This window comes from Acidovorax sp. GW835-FHT14B10 (assembly GCF_058793725.1).
Genome location: NZ_JBXAGC010000016.1, coordinates 57870 through 76744 on the forward strand (window position 1 = coordinate 57870; position 18875 = coordinate 76744).

21 protein-coding genes are annotated in these 18875 nt (G+C 66.2%); 17 read left to right on the forward strand and 4 right to left on the reverse strand.

Features of this window, described 5'->3' with window-relative positions; genetic code table 11:
• The first annotated feature begins 28 nt into the window (after positions 1 to 28).
• Positions 29 to 880: a M48 family metallopeptidase gene (locus AC1Q5S_RS13740; RefSeq protein WP_303832919.1), complete on the forward strand. Its 852-nt coding sequence runs from the start codon at positions 29 to 31 to the stop codon at positions 878 to 880.
• A 42-nt stretch (positions 881 to 922) separates the two neighbouring features.
• Here AC1Q5S_RS13740 and AC1Q5S_RS13745 read toward each other — a convergent pair whose 3' ends face one another.
• The 3 genes from AC1Q5S_RS13745 to AC1Q5S_RS13755 are packed head-to-tail and all read right to left on the reverse strand — an operon-like array spanning position 923 to position 4097.
• Positions 923 to 1561 carry an MBL fold metallo-hydrolase gene (locus AC1Q5S_RS13745; protein WP_303832921.1) on the reverse strand — a complete coding sequence of 213 codons (639 nt, stop codon included), beginning with the start codon at positions 1559 to 1561 and terminating at the stop codon, positions 923 to 925.
• A 53-nt stretch (positions 1562 to 1614) separates the two neighbouring features.
• Positions 1615 to 2388 (reverse strand): GntR family transcriptional regulator, encoded by a 774-nt coding sequence (locus AC1Q5S_RS13750; protein WP_303832924.1) that lies wholly within the window; start codon positions 2386 to 2388, stop codon positions 1615 to 1617.
• A 17-nt stretch (positions 2389 to 2405) separates the two neighbouring features.
• Entirely contained in the window at positions 2406 to 4097 is a 1692-nt protein-coding gene (locus AC1Q5S_RS13755; RefSeq protein ID WP_303832926.1) for a sigma-54-dependent Fis family transcriptional regulator, read from the reverse strand.
• 293 nt (positions 4098 to 4390) lie between these two features.
• Between AC1Q5S_RS13755 and AC1Q5S_RS13760 the strand changes: the two genes are divergently transcribed.
• The 10 genes from AC1Q5S_RS13760 to AC1Q5S_RS13805 all read left to right on the forward strand — a co-directional run bounded on the left by AC1Q5S_RS13760 (position 4391) and on the right by AC1Q5S_RS13805 (position 11816).
• On the forward strand, positions 4391 to 4624 hold the full coding sequence (locus AC1Q5S_RS13760) for a phenol hydroxylase subunit (RefSeq protein WP_369693239.1): 234 nt from the start codon (positions 4391 to 4393) through the stop codon (positions 4622 to 4624).
• 13 nt (positions 4625 to 4637) lie between these two features.
• Positions 4638 to 5630, forward strand: coding sequence for a ferritin family protein (locus tag AC1Q5S_RS13765; RefSeq protein ID WP_303832930.1), 993 nt, complete (start codon positions 4638 to 4640; stop codon positions 5628 to 5630).
• Between the two features lie 14 nt (positions 5631 to 5644).
• Positions 5645 to 5938 carry an MmoB/DmpM family protein gene (locus tag AC1Q5S_RS13770; RefSeq protein ID WP_026434960.1) on the forward strand — a complete coding sequence of 98 codons (294 nt, stop codon included), beginning with the start codon at positions 5645 to 5647 and terminating at the stop codon, positions 5936 to 5938.
• 39 nt (positions 5939 to 5977) lie between these two features.
• Entirely contained in the window at positions 5978 to 7561 is a 1584-nt protein-coding gene (locus AC1Q5S_RS13775; protein ID WP_303832932.1) for an aromatic/alkene/methane monooxygenase hydroxylase/oxygenase subunit alpha, read from the forward strand.
• Positions 7558 to 7914, forward strand: coding sequence for a phenol hydroxylase subunit P4 (locus AC1Q5S_RS13780; protein WP_303832934.1), 357 nt, complete (start codon positions 7558 to 7560; stop codon positions 7912 to 7914). Before AC1Q5S_RS13775 ends, AC1Q5S_RS13780 begins: the two co-directional genes overlap by 4 nt.
• Before the next feature lie 63 nt (positions 7915 to 7977).
• On the forward strand, positions 7978 to 9042 hold the full coding sequence (locus AC1Q5S_RS13785; RefSeq protein ID WP_026434963.1) for an NADH:ubiquinone reductase (Na(+)-transporting) subunit F: 1065 nt from the start codon (positions 7978 to 7980) through the stop codon (positions 9040 to 9042).
• 8 nt (positions 9043 to 9050) lie between these two features.
• Positions 9051 to 9407 carry a 2Fe-2S iron-sulfur cluster-binding protein gene (locus AC1Q5S_RS13790; RefSeq protein WP_034711604.1) on the forward strand — a complete coding sequence of 119 codons (357 nt, stop codon included), beginning with the start codon at positions 9051 to 9053 and terminating at the stop codon, positions 9405 to 9407.
• Positions 9408 to 9442: 35 nt separating this feature from the next.
• Positions 9443 to 10387, forward strand: a complete 945-nt coding sequence (locus AC1Q5S_RS13795) for a catechol 2,3-dioxygenase (RefSeq protein ID WP_026434964.1) — start codon at positions 9443 to 9445, stop codon at positions 10385 to 10387.
• Between the two features lie 53 nt (positions 10388 to 10440).
• Positions 10441 to 11334 carry a SphA family protein gene (locus AC1Q5S_RS13800; RefSeq protein WP_026434965.1) on the forward strand — a complete coding sequence of 298 codons (894 nt, stop codon included), beginning with the start codon at positions 10441 to 10443 and terminating at the stop codon, positions 11332 to 11334.
• An 11-nt stretch (positions 11335 to 11345) separates the two neighbouring features.
• Positions 11346 to 11816 carry a heme-binding protein gene (locus tag AC1Q5S_RS13805; RefSeq protein ID WP_081679583.1) on the forward strand — a complete coding sequence of 157 codons (471 nt, stop codon included), beginning with the start codon at positions 11346 to 11348 and terminating at the stop codon, positions 11814 to 11816.
• A gap of 43 nt (positions 11817 to 11859) precedes the next feature.
• Here the strand turns inward: AC1Q5S_RS13805 and AC1Q5S_RS13810 are convergent, their stop codons facing one another.
• Positions 11860 to 12783 carry a LysR family transcriptional regulator gene (locus AC1Q5S_RS13810; RefSeq protein WP_303832940.1) on the reverse strand — a complete coding sequence of 308 codons (924 nt, stop codon included), beginning with the start codon at positions 12781 to 12783 and terminating at the stop codon, positions 11860 to 11862.
• 121 nt (positions 12784 to 12904) lie between these two features.
• Between AC1Q5S_RS13810 and AC1Q5S_RS13815 the strand changes: the two genes are divergently transcribed.
• From AC1Q5S_RS13815 to dmpH, 6 genes are all read left to right on the forward strand, one after another.
• Positions 12905 to 14365, forward strand: a complete 1461-nt coding sequence (locus tag AC1Q5S_RS13815) for a 2-hydroxymuconic semialdehyde dehydrogenase (protein ID WP_026434968.1) — start codon at positions 12905 to 12907, stop codon at positions 14363 to 14365.
• Positions 14366 to 14437: 72 nt separating this feature from the next.
• Positions 14438 to 15295, forward strand: a complete 858-nt coding sequence (locus AC1Q5S_RS13820) for an alpha/beta fold hydrolase (RefSeq protein ID WP_303832941.1) — start codon at positions 14438 to 14440, stop codon at positions 15293 to 15295.
• Between the two features lie 13 nt (positions 15296 to 15308).
• Entirely contained in the window at positions 15309 to 16091 is a 783-nt protein-coding gene (gene dmpE, locus AC1Q5S_RS13825; protein WP_303832942.1) for a 2-oxopent-4-enoate hydratase, read from the forward strand.
• Between the two features lie 14 nt (positions 16092 to 16105).
• On the forward strand, positions 16106 to 17020 hold the full coding sequence (locus AC1Q5S_RS13830) for an acetaldehyde dehydrogenase (acetylating) (RefSeq protein ID WP_303832943.1): 915 nt from the start codon (positions 16106 to 16108) through the stop codon (positions 17018 to 17020).
• 13 nt (positions 17021 to 17033) lie between these two features.
• The gene (dmpG, locus tag AC1Q5S_RS13835; protein ID WP_492239009.1) at positions 17034 to 18074 is read left to right on the forward strand and encodes a 4-hydroxy-2-oxovalerate aldolase; all 1041 of its coding nucleotides are present in this window, start codon (positions 17034 to 17036) and stop codon (positions 18072 to 18074) included.
• A gap of 11 nt (positions 18075 to 18085) precedes the next feature.
• Entirely contained in the window at positions 18086 to 18874 is a 789-nt protein-coding gene (gene dmpH / locus AC1Q5S_RS13840) for a 2-oxo-3-hexenedioate decarboxylase (RefSeq protein WP_303835506.1), read from the forward strand.
• The last annotated feature ends 1 nt before the right edge of the window (position 18875 follow it).

Consider the following 18875-nt stretch of genomic DNA (forward strand, 5'->3'; position numbering starts at 1 on the left):
CCGGGCAGTTTTTGTCTATTATTCCTGCATGTGCCTGCTCTGCCCCCCACCCTTCGTTGCGCCGTCTTCACCCTGGTCTGCGCGCCGCGCCTTCCTGCTGGCTGCGGGTGCCAGCGCCGCCGCGCCCGTGCTGGCGCAGGTGGATGTGGGCTCGGCGTCGAGCCTGCGCAAGCTGGTGCCTGCCGAGACGCTGGAGAACTCCGCCGCCCAGCAGTACCAGCAGATGCTGCAGCAGGCCAAGGCCCAGCGCGCCCTGGCGCCGGCAGGGCACCCGCAGCTGCAGCGCCTGCATGCCATTGCCAAAAGGCTGATCCCGCATGCCGCGCCCTGGAACGACCGCGCGCGCCAGTGGCGCTGGGAGGTCAACCTCATCGGCAGTTCGCAGGTCAATGCCTTTTGCATGCCCGGCGGCAAGATCGCCTTCTACACCGGTATCCTCGACCAGCTCAAGCTCACCGACGACGAGGCCGCGATGGTCATGGGCCACGAAATGGCCCACGCCCTGCGCGAGCATGCGCGCGAGCGCATCGCCAAGACGCAGGGCACCAACCTGGCACTGCGCCTGGGCTCGCAACTCCTGGGCCTGGGCGATCTGGGCAATGCGGCGGCCAGCCTGGGCGGGCAACTGCTCACGCTGCAGTTCAGCCGCGCTGACGAGAGCGATGCGGACCTGGTGGGGCTGGAGCTGGCCGCGCGCGCGGGCTACCAGCCCTCGGCCGCCGTGAGTCTGTGGCAAAAGATGGGCAACGCCACCGGCAGCAAGCAGGGCGGCCTGGCCTTTTTGTCCACCCACCCCTCGGGCCCGGCACGCATCCGCGAGCTGGAGCAGAACGTGCCCAGGGTGCAGGGGCTGTACGAAGCGGCCCGGCGCGGCGGATAGTTTGCTATTGAAATAATAGCTAAAAGTCTCTTCCGTCATTCCTCACGTGCCGCCCACATAAGGGTTGCTCTGCCGCTCCCGTCCGAACGAGCTTTCCGGCCCGTGGCCGGGGATGAACACCGTCTGGTCGCCCATGGGCCACAGGCGCTGCGTGATGCTGTCGATGAGCTGCTGGTGGTTGCCCTGGGGGAAGTCGGTGCGGCCGATGCTGCCGGCAAACAGCACGTCGCCCACAAAGGCCCGGTCGATCTGCGGCGCATGGAACACCACATGGCCCGGTGTATGGCCGGGGCAGTGGCGCACGTTCAGCGTTTCGTGGCCGATCTGCACCTGGTCGCCGTCGTGCAGCCAGCGGGTGGGCGTGAAGTGCTGCGCGGGCGGAAAACCGAACATCGCGCTTTGCTGCGGCAGGCCATCAATCCAGAACTGGTCGCCGGGGTGCGGCCCCACGATGGGCAGCGCAAGGCGCTGGGCCAGCTCTCCGGTGCCGCCGGCGTGGTCAATATGGGCGTGGGTGAGCCAGATCTGTTCCAGCGCGAGGCCCAGTCGCTGGGTCTCGGCCAGCAGCAGGTCCAGGTCGCCGCCGGGGTCGATGACGGCGGCCTTGCGGGTGGCGCTGCACCAGACGATGGAGCAGTTTTGCTGGAAGGGCGTGACGGGGATGGTGAGGTACTGGAGCATGGAGGAGAGCGTTCTGGTGCCGCGGCGGCAGGCCCGAACGATAGCGCAAACGTTCAGCCGGCCATCGGTGCGGGCGCGGCGTCAGGGGTGGCCCCTGTGGGCAAGGTCAGCTGGCCGTTGCGCAGCGCCTGCGCCAGCAGGTCGGGTGTGGCGCGGATATGGGCTTCCAGCGCCAGCGCCGCGCGGGCTTCGCGGCCGGCGATGGCCTGCTCGAAGATCTCGGTGTGCTCGGCGTGCACGTCGCGCACCGAGCCGGGCAGGCCCATGGCGTAGCGGCGGTAGCGCTCGCCATGGCGCGCCAGCAGGCCCAGTACCTTGCGTGTCCATGGCGACTCCTGTCCGGCCAGCAGGGCCTCATGAAAACGCACGTTCAGGATTTCCCACCGGCGCCGGTGCACCGTCTGAAAGGGCTGTTCCAGTGCCGAGATGGCGTCGTAGCTCTGGCGCAGCGCGGCCCGCCAGTGCGCTCCGCCGTTGCGGATCGACAGGCGCAGCGCATCGATCTCGACATGCACCCGCAGGCGGGTGATGTCTTCCAGTTCCTCAAGCGTGATCGGGGCCACGCGAAAGCCACGCTGCCCCTCCGTGGTCACCAGCGCATCGCTGGCCAGCCGGGTGATGGCTTCGCGCAGCGTGCCGGCGCCCACGTTGTACTGCACCCGCAGGTGCTCGATCGGCAGCTTGCTGCCGGGCTCCAGCCGGCCTTCGATGATGTCGTCGCGCAATTCGGCATAGGTCTGCTCGATCAGGGTGCGCGAGATGGTGTCGCCCGCGCCTGCAAGGTCGTTGTCGGTGTTCAGCGCGTGCAGATAGGGACGTTTGGCCATGGTGGTCCGTGGTGGAGTCAGGTCTGCGCGCGTTCGTTCAGGCGCGACAGCCGGTAGCTCAACTGGGGGCGCGTCAGGCCCAGCGCGCGCGCGGCGGCCGAGAGATTGCCGCCGGCGCGTGCCACGGCTTCGCGGATCAGTGTGTCTTCCAGGGCCTCCAGGGTCAGGCCGCTGCTTTGCAGCTGGTCATAGAGCTGCGTGGCCTGGGCCGTGGGGGTGGCGGTGCGCTCCAGCGTGCCGGCGGCATTGACGGTGGCGCCCGGTTGCATCGTGATGTGCGGAAACAGCACATCGGCGTCCACGCTCTCGTCCGACGGGGTGAGGATGACACCGCGCTCGATCAGGTTCTCCAGCTCGCGCACATTGCCTGGCCAGGCATGGGCGCGCATCGCCAGCAGGGCCCGGTCGGTGAAGCCCGCCATGCGCTTGCCGTGCTGCACCGCATACTTTTGCAGCAGGTGCATGGCAATCAGTTCGATGTCGTCGGTGCGTTCGCGCAGCGAGGGAATGCGGATGGGATAGATGTTCAGGCGGTACAGCAGGTCGCGCCGGAAGCGCCCCTCGGCCACGGCTTTTTCGAGGTCCACATTGGTGGCGGCCACCACGCGCACATCCACCTTGCGCACCTGGGTACCGCCCAGGCGTTCGATCTCGCCGCTTTGCAGCACGCGCAGCAACTTGGCCTGCGCGGGCAGGGGCAGCTCGCCCAGCTCGTCGAGCATCAGGGTGCCGCCGTGCGCGCGCTCGAAGCGGCCGATGCGCGTGGCAGCGGCGCCGGTGTAGGCGCCTTTCTCGGCGCCGAAGAGTTCGCTCTCGATCAGCTCGGCGGGCAGCGCCGCGCAGTTGACGGCCACGAAGGGTTTGTCGGCCCGTGCGCCCATGGCGTGCAGCGCGCGGGCAAAGCGCTCCTTGCCCACACCGGTTTCGCCCGTGAGCAGCACCGTGACCTGCGTCTGCGCGGCCTTGCGCAGCAGCGCCACGGTCTGCTCGAATGCGTGCGAGCGCCCCACCAGCGGCCCCAGCTCATCGGCGGGTTGCAGCTGGGTGCGAAGGGTTTGCACCTGCGACTGCAGTTCGTCGAGCTTGACCAGCACCGATTCGGCGTCGTAGTCGCGTGCTATCGCGTCCCCGTCGGGCCACTCGTGCTGGAAGCGGCCCTCGATCATGCAGTGCCCGTGTCCACAGGCCGCGCATTGCACTTCCTTGAAGAGCGCCGCGCGGTGAAAGAATGCGCTGGTGTAGCCCGAGGCATAGCCCAGCAGCATCCAGCAGACGGGGTCATCCTGGGGGCCGAAGTCGCGCACATGGCTCTCGACCTCCCAGCTGTGGTCCCAGCGGAAAAACCCTCGAAAGTGGCCCGCCGCTTGGTCGAGTTCAAAGACCTGCGGGGTGACCTGGACCGCGCCTTCCAGCATGTGCAGCTGGGGACCGACCGAGAACATCTCGAACAGCGATGCCTCGGGGCGCACCTGGCGCGCAAGCTGCGCGTCGCGCTCGCCCGAAGCATAGCCCGCGCGCATCAGCAGGCGGCGGGTCTGCGCCGGTCCCAGGGTGTTCATCAGCTCCCGGCGCAGGGCGCCCAGTGCGGCCGCATGGACCAGCAGCATGCGCTGGCCCGAAAGCCAGATGCGGCCGTCGCCCGCAGAAAAATGCACCAGGCGGCGCAGATCGATATCGGGAGGCAGCGGAGGCAGGGCGGAGGCAGGCATGGGCGCACTATCGATAAAAAGAATGATGAGCGCCATCGGGTATGACCCCAGTGCCGGTCGAATTCACCATTTCATCAGTTCCTGCTCGGTGGATTTGAGCATTTGATCATGCTGCACCGCGGCATCTTGCGGACAAGGCGCGGCTGCGCAGCCGCCAGGGGTGTGCGGCAGCTTCCCGGCACGGAGTTTTGTAGGGACTAACCCTTGTTTTATCGATATTGAAGTCGTTTTATCGACAGTTGGCACGGCCCGTGCACCTGTTGACGGGCTAAAGCCAAAACATGGAGCCCGCAATGAACCCAGAACCACTGGCCACCGACAGCCTGCAATGCGACGTGTCGCGCAAGTTCGTCCGTGTGCTGAAAAGACGGGACAACGGTTTTATCGAGTTCGAGTTTTCGATCGGCTGGCCGGAGCTGGCGGTGGAGCTGATGCTGCCGCAGCGCGCGTTCGAGGCGTTCTGTCGGGCGCAACAGGTGCGCCCCCTCGGCGATCCGATCGACGACCGCACCACCACCATCGTTTGAGGAGACACCGCACATGAACATTGACCTGCAGGCGCGCGAAATCCAGCCTTTGCGCAGCACCTTCGCCCGCGTGGCCGCGTACACGGGTGACAAACCCGCGTCGCGCTACCTGGAAGCCACGGTGGGCGTGCAGCCCACCGCGCATTTCCATTACCGTCCGACCTGGGAACCCGAATTCGAGCTGTTCGACACCGCACGCACGGCCGTCAAGCTGGCCGACTGGGATGCGCTGCGCGACCCGCGCCAGTTCTATTACGCCAACTGGACCATGGCGCGTGCGCGCCAGCAGGAGGCGATGGAGGCCAACTACCAGTTCGTGGAGTCGCGGGGGCTGATCGACAAGATTCCCGACGCGCAGCGCGCCGCCGCCTGCGCAGTGCTCATGCCGCTGCGCCATGTGGCCTGGGGCGGCAACATGAACAACAGCACGATCTGCTCGCGCGGCTATGGCACGGCATTCACGGCGCCAGCCATGTTCCATGCCATGGACCAACTGGCCGTGGCGCAGTACCTCACGCGCCTGGGGCTGGCCCTGGGCGAGCCCGGCGCGCTCGACGCGGGCAAGAACGACTGGCTGCACGACCCGCGCTGGCAGCCGCTGCGCCGGCTGGTGGAGGACATGCTGGTCATCAACGACCCGTTCGAGCTGTTCGTGGTGCAGGACCTGGTCCTTGACGGCCTGCTGTACCCGCTGGTCTACACGCATTTCGTGGACGACCGCCTGGCAGTGCAGGGCGGCACGGCGGTGGCCATGCTGACGGCCTTCATGCCCGAGTGGCATGACGAGAGCGCGCGCTGGGTGGATGCTGTCACCAAGGTGGCTGCCGCCGCGTCGGACGAGAACCGGGCGCTGATCACCGGCTGGTTCAAGACCTATGCCGACCTGGCGCAGGCCGTGCTGGCACCGGTGGCGGACATGGCGCTGGGGGCGCAAGGCAGCGTGGCCCTGGCCGCCGTGCGCACGGCGCTGGATGCACGGGCGCGCAAGTCGGGCCTGGCCCTGTGAAGGAAGTCACCCCCATGAACACCCCTGCCGCACCCGTCGTCTCCAGCGTCTTCATCGCCTTTCAGGACAACGAAGAATCCCGCCCGGTCGTGGACGCCATCCTGGCGGACAACGCCCAGGCCAGCGCCACCTATCCACCGGGGCTCGTGAAGATCAACGCGCCCGGTCGCCTCGTGATCCGCCGCGAAACCATCGAAGAGCAGACCGGCCAGCGCTTCAACCTGCAGCAGCTGCACGTCAACCTGGTGACGCTGTCCGGATACATCGACGAAGACGACGACGAGTTTTCACTGAGCTGGGAACACTGAGCCTGCGGGCCGTTGCACGAAACCACTAGGAGACAAACCATGGACGCACCTGTCATCAAGAAGAAACTGGGCCTCAAGGACCGCTACGCCGCCATGACGCGCGGACTGGCCTGGGACACCACCTACCAGCCAATGGAAAAGGTCTTTCCGTTCGACCAGTACGAAGGCATCAAAATCCACGACTGGGACAAGTGGGAAGACCCGTTTCGCCTGACCATGGATGCCTACTGGAAGTACCAGGGCGAGAAGGAAAAGAAACTCTACGCCGTGATCGAGGCCTTTGCGCAGAACAACGGGCAGCTCGGCATCTCGGATGCACGCTACGTGAATGCGCTCAAGCTGTTCATCCAGGGCGTGACGCCGCTGGAGTACTACGCGCACCGCGGCTTTGCACATGTGGGCCGGCACTTCACCGGCGCCGGGGCCCGCGTGGCGGCGCAGATGCAGTCGATTGACGAGTTGCGCCACTACCAGACCGAGACGCACGCGCTGTCGCACTACAACAAGTACTTCAACGGCCTGCACCAGCCAACGCAATGGTTCGACCGCGTGTGGTACCTGTCGGTGCCCAAGTCGTTCTTCGAGGATGCGCTGTCGGGCGGGCCGTTCGAGTTTCTCACCGCCGTGAGCTTCTCGTTCGAGTACGTGCTGACCAACCTGCTGTTCGTGCCCTTCATGTCGGGTGCGGCGCACAACGGCGACATGTCCACGGTGACGTTCGGCTTCTCGGCCCAGTCCGACGAGTCGCGCCACATGACCCTGGGCATCGAGTGCATCAAGTTCATGCTGGAGCAGGACCCTGCCAACGTGCCCATCGTGCAGCGCTGGATCGACAAATGGTTCTGGCGCGGCTACCGCCTGCTCACGCTGGTGGCCATGATGCAGGACTACATGCTGCCCAAGCGCGTGATGAGCTGGAAAGAGAGCTGGGAGATGTATGTCGAGGAGAACGGCGGCGCGCTGTTCCGCGACCTGGCACGTTACGGCATCCGCGAGCCCAAGGGCTGGAAAGAGGCCTGCGAGGGCAAGGACCACATCAGCCATCAGGCCTGGAACACGTTCTACAACTACGGCGCTGCAGCCCCCTTCCACACCTGGATTCCCAAGGAAGACGAGATGCAGTGGCTCAGCGAGAAGTACCCCGATACCTTCGACAAGTACTACCGCCCGCGCTTCGAGTACCTGCGCGAAGAGCAAAAGGCTGGTCGGCGCATCTACAGCAAGACGCTGCCGATGCTGTGCAACACCTGCCAGATTCCGCTGCTCTTCACCGAACCGGGCGACCCCACCCAGATCTGCCACCGCGAGACCGAATACCAGGGCGACAAGTACCACTTCTGCAGCGACGGATGCAAGAACGTGTTCGAGCAGGAGCCCGAGAAGTACGTGCAGTCCTGGCTGCCGGTGCAGCAGATCTACCAGGGCCACTGCTTCAAGCCCGGCGTGGACCCCACCGCCGAAGGCTTCGATCCGCTGCTGGCCGTGCTCGACTGGTACGGTCTGAACGTGGGCCGCGACAACTTCGACTTCGAGGGCTCGGAAGACCAGAAAAACTTTGCGGCCTGGCGCGGCGATCCATCGCCCGGCGAAACGGCCGCCGCAGACCAAGGAGCCCGGCCATGAGCGTTACCGCCCTCAAGCCCTACGACTTTCCCGCCAAGGACGTGCGCACCAACTTCCCGGCGCCCCTGCTCTTCATCGGCTGGGAAGAGCACCTGATGTTCCCCTGCCCGGTGGCGCTGCCCCTGCCTGCCGACATGCCCTTTGGGGCGATCGGCCAGGCGGTGCTGCCCGGCGTGTACGGCGTGCACCCCGACTTTGCCCGCATCGACTGGAACGCCACGCAGTGGTTCAAGTCGGGCCAGCCCTGGACGCCCGATCCGGCCAAAAGCCTGGCCGACAACGGCCTGGGCCACAAGGACATGATCAGCTTTCGCACGCCGGGGCTGACGGGTATCCAGGGGTCTTTCAGTTAACCGTACCAGCCCGCACAGACGACGGGTGCCGCTTTCGGGCAGCCCCGTCGTCCAGGACATGCCATGAGCTATCAACTGACTCTCGAACCCCTGGGCGCCACCATCGAGGTGGAAGAAGGCCAAACTTTGCTGGACGCCGCGCTGCGCCAGGGCATCTACATTCCGCACGCCTGCGGCCACGGACTGTGTGGCACCTGCAAGGTGCAGGTGACCGATGGCGAGGTGGACCATGGCGCGGCCAATCCGTTCGCCCTGATGGAAATGGAGCGCGACGACGGCAAGACACTGGCCTGCTGTGCCACGCTGCAGTCGGACGCCACCATCGAGGCCGACTTCGACGACGACCCCGATGCCCAGGTGATCCCGGTGCGTGACTTCACCGCCACGGTGGCGCGCATCGAGCAGCTCACACCGACCATCAAGGCCCTGCACCTGCGCCTGGACCAGTCCATCCATTACCAGGCCGGGCAGTATGTGCAGGTGCAGATTCCGGGCGTTGACGGGGGGCGCGCCTTCTCGATTGCCAATGCGCCCGGTGCCGATGGCCAGAGCAGCGAGATCGAGCTGAACGTGCGCCAGGTGCCCGGCGGCGCTGGAACCACCTGGCTGCACGAGTCGCTGAAACAAGGCGACCGGCTGCAACTGACCGGGCCCTACGGCCGTTTCTTTGTGCGCCGTTCGGCCGCCATGCCCATGGTGTTCATGGCGGGCGGTTCGGGCCTGTCGAGCCCGCGCGCCATGATTCTGGAGCTGCTGGCCAGTGGCTGCACGCAGCCCATCACGCTGGTGTACGGGCAGCGCAGCGCGCAGGAGCTGTACTACGACGCCGAGTTCCGCGCCCTCGCAGCGCGCCATCCCCATTTCACCTACGTGCCGGCACTTTCGGACGCCGCCGGGAGCGATGGCTGGAACGGCGCGCGCGGCTTTGTTCACGAAGCGGCCAAGGCGCACTTTGGTGGCAGCTTCGCCGGCCACAAGGCCTACCTGTGCGGCCCCCCGCCCATGATCGAAGCCTGTATCGGCGCCCTGATGCAGGGGCGCCTGTTCGAGCGCGACATCTACACCGAGAAATTCCTCTCGGCCGCCGATGCGCAGCAGGCGCGCAGCCCCTTGTTCAAAACCATCTAGGAGCCGCCATGGGAGCCAACCCCTGTTCGCAAGTGCGCGTCAGCGTGTCGCAGACCGGCGACTGTTTTGACTGTGCCACCAACGAAAGCCTGCTGGCCGGCATGTTGCGGTTGGGCCGCAAGGGCATCCCGGCCGGCTGCGTCAACGGCGGCTGCGGGGTCTGCAAGGTGCGCATTGTGGAAGGGGCGGTGCAGTCGCTCGGGCCCGTCAGCCGGGCGCATGTCAGCACCGAAGAAGAAGCCAACGGCTACACGCTGGCCTGCCGCGTGGCGCCCACCCAGGCGGTGTGCCTGGAAGTGGCCGCCCGATTGCGCAAACCTTTTCTGGGCAGCACCACCTCGGTGGCGCAACGCCCTGCCACTTGAACCAATGAAGATTTACCAACCAAAGGAGACATGAAATGGGTGTACTGAGAATCGGCCACGCGAGCCTGCGGGTCATGGATATCGCCGCTGCCGTCAAGCACTACGAAGAGGTCCTGGGCCTCAAGACGGTCATGAAGGACAACGCCGGCAACGTCTATTTGAAGTGCTGGGACGAGTGGGACAAATACTCGATCATCCTGACGCCCAGCGACCGTGCGGGCCTGAACCACGTCGCCTACAAGGTGGAGAAAGACGAGGACCTGGAGGCGCTGCAGGCCCGCATCGAGGCCTGGGGCATCCAGACCACGCTGCTGCCGGAAGGCACGCTGCCCTCCACCGGCCGCATGCTGCAGTTCCACCTGCCCAGCGGCCACGAAATGCGCCTGTATGCCATGAAGGAATACGTGGGCACCGACGTGGGCACCGTCAATCCCGATCCCTGGCCCGACGGCATCCGGGGCGCGGGCGCGCACTGGCTCGACCACCTGCTGCTGATGTGCGAGATGAACCCCGAGGCGGGCATCAACAAAGTGCAGGACAACACGCGTTTCATGAAGGAATGCCTGGACTTCTTCCTGACCGAGCAGGTGCTGGTCGGCCCCCAGGGCGACATGCAGGCCGCCACCTGGATGGCGCGCACCACCACGCCGCACGACATCGCCTTTGTGGGCGGCCCGGTCAGCGGCCTGCACCACATCGCGTTCTTCCTGGATTCGTGGCATGACGTGCTCAAGGCCGCCGATGTCATGGCCAAGAAGAAGGTCAAGATCGACGTGGCTCCCACGCGCCATGGCATCACGCGCGGCGAGACCATCTACTTCTTCGACCCCAGCGGCAACCGCAACGAAACCTTTGCCGGCCTCGGTTACCTGGCGCAGCCCGACCGCCCCGTGACCACCTGGAGCGAAGACAAGCTGGGCAGCGGGATCTTCTTCCACACCGGTGAACTGGTGGCGTCCTTCACGGACGTGTACACCTGAAGCGGCGCCCCGGCTCCGTTATTTCCTCTTTGCTTCGTTGTACGAGAAAACCCATGAAGAAAACATTTGCAGCGACCGCCCTGCTGGCGGGTCTGGGCAGCCTGGCGCCCCTGGCCGCCCAGGCGGAAGGCCATTACGTTCCCGGTGTGGAAGGTGCCCAGGCCGCCAGCGTGCCGCCGCCTGGCTTCTATTACCTGGGCTATGTGGTGAACTACAACATCAACAGCTTTCGCGCACCGGGCTCCAGCACCGACCTGCCGGGGCACAACAGCGGCACCGTCACCGCGCTGGCCAATCGCTTTGTCTGGATGACGGGCCACAAGGTGCTGGGCGCCGATTACGGTGTCGAGGCCATCGTGCCGCTGGTGCGCACCTCGCTCACCATCAATGCCGCGGGCATCGCGGACAGCCGTTCGGGTGTGGGCGACGTTTACGTCGGCCCCCTGGTGCTGGGCTGGCACGGCGCGCAGTGGGATGCCGTGGCTGCCGCCGGCATGTGGCTGGATTCGGGCAACACCGACGATCCGGCATCGGCGGGCAAGGGCTTCAAGAGCACGATGCTGACCGGTGGTGCGACCTACTACTTCGATGCCGCCAAGACGATTTCGGGTTCGGCCCTGATGCGTTTCGAGCGCCATGGCAAGAACGACAGTGGCTTTCGCCATGGCAACCAGGCCACGGTGGAGTGGGGGCTGGCCAAGGTGTTTGGCACGGTGCAGGCGGGGGTGGTGGGCTACAGCCAGTGGCAGGCCAGCAACGACAGCGGTCCGGGCGCCAGCGCCGACCGGTCCTCGCGGCACGCGCTGGGCGCCGAGCTGGTGTATCCGATTGCGTCCGCAGGGGTGTTCCTCAAGGGCGCGATCTACAAGGAGTTTCGCGCCGAAGCCGGCACCGGCCCGCAGCCCAAGGGGAACCTGGTGCGGCTGACGATGGTCAAGGCCTTCTGAACGCCATGTCCATGCCAGATCCCAGCATTGGATCCGGTGTTGTCTCTCTCAGCCGGGAGCAGCGCGTGATCGATGCCACTGCGGCCCTGCGCGCCGTGGCGGCAGCGGTGCAGGCCGCCACCGCCCTGGACGTGCAGGTCAACGTGGCGGTGGTCGATGCCGCCGGGGTTCTGGCGGCGTTCGTGCGCATGCCCGGTGCGCCGCTGCATTCGGTCGATATCGCCATCGACAAGGCCTACACCGCCACGGGCTTTGGTCTGCCGACTTCCCAGTGGCATGCGGTCCTGCAACAGCATTCACCCGCGGTGCGGGAGGGGCTGGTGTTGCGCCCGCGCTTTGTCGCCTTTGGGGGCGGACTGCCCATCGTGGAGGGCGGCATGCGCATCGGCGCCATCGGCGTCTCGGGTGGCAGCGAAGCGCAGGACGAAGCCATCGCGGTCGCCGGCTTGCAGGCGCTGGGGCTTGCGCCTTCCGGGGCGTGACGGGAAGACCATGGCCGACCTACCATCCATGGCCCCGGCAGGGTCAATCCCGCCCGCCCGCGTCCTGGCCCTTCTTGCTCTGGGCGTTGGAAAACGCACCCACCACCTCCAGAAATGCCGCCAGCACCGGCGACATGTCGTCGGTGCGGTACAGGCAGCTGAGCTCGATGTCGCGCAGGTGGCGCGAGCGCAGCGGCCGGTACACCACACCCGGCAGGCGCAGGCTGGTGGCCGAATGGGTGGTGATGCAGGCGCCAAAACCGCCCGCCACCAGGGCCACGCAGGTCAGTACATCTTCCACCGCCTGCACCACGTTCAGGCGAATGCCCTCGCGGTGGAAGGCGCTGGCCACCTCCTGGGCCAGCCCGGGCAGGGGGGCGTTGGGGTAGACGATCATCGGCTCGCCGTCCAGGTCGCGCAGCGTGATCTCCGGGCGTGCGCACAGGGGATGGGTCTCCGGCAGGCCGACGACCAGTGTTTCCTGGAGCACGTTCAGTACCTCCAAGCCGGGTTCGGGGGGCACCAGCCGGTTGAAGCCGATGGTGATGCGGCGCTCGCGCAGCGCCTGCAACTGTTCGCCCTTGGTCAGGTTGTGCAGTTCGATGCGCACCTCGGGACGTGCCTGGTGGAAGGTGGCCAGCAGCCGGGGGATCACGTCCAGCACCCCCGAGCCGAAGATGCCCACGTCGAGCAGGCCGATCAGCCCCTGCCCGGCCTGCTGCGTGCGGTCGCGCGCGCGTTGCGTCAGCGACAGGATGTTGGGCACCTCGTCCAGCAGTGCCTGGCCGGCGGCGGTCAGCTCCACGCCCTTGGCGGTACGCAGGAACAAAGGGGTTCCCAGTTCGTCCTCCAACCCCCGGATCTGCCGTGTCAGGGGCGGCTGCGCCATGTGCAGCCGCGCTGCTGCCCGGCCGAAGTGCAGCTCCTGGGCGAGCGCAAGAAAGTATTTCATCTGGCGCAAATCCACTGTGCATCTCCTTTTTTTAATACCTCGAAGGTATCAGATTTGGAAAATTTGGTATTGGACAGTATGAGCCTCCCACCCTATCTTTACAGCCAGTCAGTGCTTGCGAGATAAGAAAGTCACCATGCAACAGATTCTGAATTTCATCAACGGCGAATATGTTCGCAACACCAGCGGCAAGACGTTCCAGGACATCAACCCGGTCAACGGCAGCGTCATCGGCGATATTTACGAAGCCGGCCAGGTGGAAGTCAATGCCGCTGTCGCCGCGGCCAAAGCGGCGCTCAAGGGCGACTGGGGCCGACTGTCGGTCGCCGAGCGCTGCAAGCTGCTGGACGCCGTGGCGATCGAGATCAACCGCCGCTTCGACGACTTCCTGCAGGCCGAGATTGCCGACACCGGCAAGCCGCACCACCTGGCTTCGCATGTGGACATTCCGCGCGGCGCCGCCAACTTCCAGATCTTCATCGACACCATCAAGAGCACGGCCACCGAGTCGTTCAACATGCGCACGCCCGACGGCAAGACCGCGCTGAGCTACGGCGTGCGCGTGCCGCGTGGCGTCATCGCCGTGGTCTGCCCGTGGAACCTGCCGCTCTTGCTGATGACCTGGAAGGTCGGCCCGGCGCTGGCCTGCGGCAACACCGTGGTCGTCAAGCCGAGCGAGGAAACCCCCGCCACCGCCACGCTGCTGGGCGAGGTGATGAACGCGGTGGGCATGCCCAAGGGCGTGTACAACGTGGTACACGGCTTTGGCGCCAATTCCGCCGGCTCCTTCCTGACCGAACACCCCGACGTCAACGGCATCACCTTCACCGGCGAAACGCGCACCGGCAGCATCATCATGAAGGCGGCCGCCAATGGCGTGCGCCCGGTGTCGCTGGAGATGGGCGGCAAGAACGCCGCCGTGGTGTTTGCCGACTGCGACTTCCAGACCACCATCGACACGCTGACGCGCTCGTGCTTCGAGAACGCCGGCCAGGTTTGCCTGGGCACCGAGCGCGTGTACGTGGAGCGCCCGATCTTCGAGAAGGTCGTGGCCGCACTGAAGGACCGCGCCGAGAGCATGAAACCCGGCCTGCCCTTCGACAAGGACACCAAGATCGGCCCGCTGATCAGCAAGAAGCACCAGGCCAAGGTGCTGGGCCTGTACCAGACGGCCAAGGAGCAGGGCGCCACCATCGTCACCGGTGGCGGCATCCCCGACATGCCCGGCGACCTGAAGAACGGCTCGTGGATCCAGCCCACCATCTGGACCGGCCTGCCCGAGACCGCCACCGTGGTGACCGAAGAAATCTTCGGCCCCTGCTGCCACATCAGTCCCTTCGACAGCGAAGAAGAAGTGCTGGGCAAGGTCAACGCCAACCGCTACGGCCTGGCCACCGCCGTCTTCACGCAGGACCTTGCGCGCGCCAACCGCCTGGCGCAGCAGATCGAGGTGGGCCTGTGCTGGATCAACGCCTGGTTCCTGCGCGACCTGCGCACGCCGTTCGGCGGCTCCAAGCAGTCGGGCATCGGCCGCGAAGGCGGTGTGCACTCGCTGGAGTTCTACACCGATCTGCGCAACGTGATGGTGAAGTTTTAAGTTAAATCGGCTTCTAGAGATTGCTCGGCAAGCGCTAGATGCTCCTATAAAAGTAGCAAAGAGATATTTCTGATGAGCGCCACCGCCTCCCACCCCGAGATCGGGCACCGCATCGAAGCAGCGGGCATCCGCACCAACTACCACGACCTGGGCAGCGGCCACCCGCTGCTGATGATCCACGGCTCCGGCCCCGGCGTGTCGGCATGGGCCAACTGGCGCCTGGTGATGCCCGAGCTGGCCAAGCAGGCGCGCGTGATCGCGCCCGACATGGTCGGCTTCGGCTTCACCGACCGCCCGGCAGGCCAGCGCTATGACATGGACAGCTGGGTACGCCAGGCCGTGGGCCTGCTGGACGCGCTGGGCATCGAGAAAACCGACCTGGTCGGCAACTCCTTTGGCGGTGCACTGGCCCTGGCGCTGGCCATCCGCCACCCGCAACGCGTGCGCCGCCTGGTGCTGATGGGCAGCGTGGGCGTGCACTTTCCCATCACGCAGGGGCTGGACGCCGTGTGGGGCTATACCCCGTCGGTGCAGAACATGCGCGCCATCATGGGTTACTTTGCCTTCAACCAGGGGCTGATGAGCGACGACCTCGCCCGCATGCGCTACGAAGCCAGCATCCGCCCGGGCTTCCAGGAGTCGTTCTCGGCCATGTTCCCCGCGCCCCGCCAGCGCTGGGTGGACGCCATGGCCAGCCGCGAAGAAGACATCCGCGCCCTGCCGCACCAGACCCTGGTGGTGCATGGGCGCGACGACCAGGTGATCCCGCTGTCCACCTCGCTGACGCTGTCCAACTGGATCCCGCGCTCGCAGCTGCACGTGTACGGCCAGTGCGGGCACTGGACGCAGATCGAACACGCCGCGCGCTTTACCCGCCTGGTGGGCGATTTCCTGGCCGAGGCTGCAACCGACGAACCCCATTCCCTTTGAGATCGAGGACTTCATGCAAGCACCACTGATCGAGCAGCTCGGCGACGAGCTCTACGACGCCTTGAAGGGCTGCCGCACCGTGGCGCCGCTGACCGCGCGCCATGCCGATATCACCATCAACGACGCCTACGCCATCCAGCAACGCATGCTGGCGCGCCGCCTGGCCGCCGGCGAGCGCGTGGTGGGCAAGAAGATCGGCGTGACCAGCCAGGCGGTGATGGACATGCTGGGCGTGTTCCAGCCCGACTTTGGCTGGCTCACCGACGGCATGGTCTACAACGAAGGCCAGGCCATCCCCGCCAGCACGCTGATCCAGCCCAAGGCCGAGGGCGAGATCGCCTTCGTGCTGAAAAAGACGCTGAAGGGCCCCGGCATCACGGCCGCCGACGTGCTGGCCGCCACCGAGGGCGTGATGGCCTGCTTCGAGATCGTCGACTCGCGCATCCAGGACTGGAAGATCAAGATCCAGGACACCGTGGCCGACAACGCTTCGTGCGGCGTGTTCGTGCTGGGTGACCGCCTGGTCGATCCGCGCGATGTTGATCTGGCCACCGTCGGCATGGTGCTGGAGAAGAACGGCGACATCGTCGCCACCGGCGCCGGAGCCGCTGCGCTGGGCCACCCGGCCAATGCCGTCGCCTGGCTGGCCAACACGCTGGGCCAGCACGGCATCGCGCTGGAGGCGGGTGAGGTCGTGCTGTCGGGTTCGCTCGGCATCATGGTGCCGGTGACCGCTGGCGACAGCCTGCGCGTGACCATGGGCGGCATCGGTGGCTGCTCCGTCCGCTTCGTCTGACACAAGGAATTTCCATGAGCAAGAAGATCAAATGCGCCCTGATCGGGCCCGGCAACATCGGCACCGACCTGCTGGCCAAGCTCCAGCGCAGTCCGGTACTGGAGCCCGTCTGGATGGTGGGCATCGACCCCGAGTCCGACGGCTTGAAGCGCGCCCGCGCGATGGGCATCAAGACCACCGCCGAAGGGGTGGACGGCCTGATTCCCCACATGCGGCAGGACGGCGTGCAGATCGTCTTTGACGCCACCAGCGCCTATGTGCATGCCGAAAACAGCCGCAAGGTCAACGCCCAGGGCGCGCTGATGATCGACCTCACGCCGGCCGCCATCGGCCCGTTCTGCGTGCCGCCTGTGAACCTGAAGGAGCATGTTGGCAAGGCCGAGATGAATGTCAACATGGTCACCTGCGGCGGCCAGGCCACCATCCCCATGGTCGCGGCAGTCTCGCGTGTGCAGCCCGTGGCCTACGGCGAGATCGTGGCCACCGTGTCGTCCAAGTCGGTAGGCCCCGGCACGCGCAAGAACATCGACGAGTTCACCCGCACCACGGCCGGCGCGGTCGAGCAGGTGGGCGGCGCCAGGAAGGGCAAGGCCATCATCATCATCAACCCGGCCGAGCCGCCGCTGATCATGCGCGACACCGTGCACTGCCTCACCGAAGACGAGCCCGACCAGGCCAGGATCACCGAGTCCATCCACGCGATGCTCAAGGAAGTGCAGAAATACGTGCCCGGCTACCGCCTGGTCAATGGTCCGGTGTTCGACGGCAAGCGCGTGAGCGTGTTCCTCGAAGTCGAGGGCCTGGGCGACTACCTGCCCAAGTACGCCGGCAACCTGGACATCATGACCGCTGCCGCCGCCCGCACGGCGGAGATGTTTGCCGAAGAAATCCTGTCCGGTTCGCTCACGCTCGAACCCTTGGCTGCGTAAGGAGAAACCGCACATGACCAACACCCTCCAAGGCAAGAAAGTCCGCCTGCACGACATGACGCTGCGCGACGGCATGCACCCCAAGCGCCACCTGATGACGCTCACGCAGATGAAGACCATCGCCACCGGTCTGGACGCCGCCGGCATGGCCCTGATCGAGGTCACCCATGGCGACGGCCTGGGCGGCAGCTCGGTCAACTACGGCTTTCCCGCCCACACCGACGAGGAATACCTGGGCGCCGTGGTGCCCCTGATGAAGCAGGCCAAGGTCTCGGCGCTGCTGATTCCCGGCATCGGCACCGTGGACCACCTGAAGATGGCGCACGAACTGGGCGTCAGCACCATCCGCGTGGCCACGCACTGCACCGAGGCCGACGTGAGCGAGCAGCACATCACCCTGGCCCGCAAGATGGGCATGGACACCGTGGGCTTTCTGATGATGAGCCACATGAACAGTGCCGAAGGCCTGGTCACGCAGGCGAAGTTGATGGAGGGCTACGGCGCCAACTGCATCTACATCACCGACTCGGCCGGCCACATGCTGCCGCACGACGTGAAGGAAAAGCTCGGCGCCGTGCGCCAGGCCTTGAAGCCCGAGACGGAACTGGGCTTTCACGGCCACCACAACCTGGCCATGGGCGTTGCCAACAGCCTGGCCGCCATCGAGGTGGGTTGCAGCCGCATCGACGCCGCTGCCGCCGGCCTGGGCGCCGGCGCGGGCAACACGCCCATGGAAGTGCTGGTGGCGGTGTGCGACCTGATGGGCATCGAGACCGGCGTGGACGTGTTCAAGATCCAGGACGTGGCCGAAGACCTGGTGGTGCCCATCATGGACTTCCCCATCCGCATCGACCGCGACGCGCTCACGCTGGGCTATGCCGGCGTGTACGGCTCCTTCCTGCTGTTCGCCAAGCGCGCCAGCCAGAAGTACGGCGTGCCGGCACGCGAAATCCTCGTTGAAATGGGCCGCCGCGGCATGGTTGGCGGCCAGGAAGACATGATCGAAGACACCGCGCTCACCCTCGCCAAGGCGCGCGGCCTGCAGACAGCTTGAAGGACAAGAACATGGCATTGAACGCATCCACCCTCGACCAGCTGGCCGATCACCTGGAAAACTGCCAGCTGAAGGCCCAGGACACCCTCAAGATCACCGAGTCCCATCCCGACATGGACTGGGACGACGCCTACGCCATCCAGGACCGCATCCTGGCGCGCAAGCTGGCGCGCGGCGCCCGCGTGGTGGGCTACAAGGCGGGCCTGACCTCGCACGCCAAGATGAAGCAGATGGGCGTGACCGACCCGGTCTTCGGCTTCCTGGTGGACGAGTTCGTCGTGCCCGAAGGCGCAGAGATCCAGGTCGGCGACCTGATCCACCCCAAGGTCGAACCCGAGATCTGCTTCATCACCCGCACCGAACTCCAGGGCCCCGGCTGCCACATCGGCGCCGTGCTGGCCGCCAGCGATGTCGTGCTGCCCGGCATCGAAGTCATCGACAGCCGCTACCGCGACTTCAAGTTCGACCTCAAGAGCGTGGTGGCCGACAACACCTCGGCCGCGCGCTTCGTGGTCGGCGGGCGCATTGCCTCGGCCCGCGGCGTGGATTTGCGCACGCTCGGCGTGGTGCTCGAAAAGAACGGCCAGCCCGTGGCCCTGGGCGCCGGCGCCGCGGTGCTGGGGCACCCGGCGGCCGCCGTGGCCATGCTGGTCAACCACCTGGGCCGGCGCGGCCAGTCGCTGCCGGCCGGCAGCCTGGTGCTGTCGGGGGGGATCACCGAGGCCGTGGCGGTGCAGGCGGGAGACAACGTCACGCTGCGCATCCAGAACCTGGGCAGCGTGTCGGTTCGTTTTGTGTGAC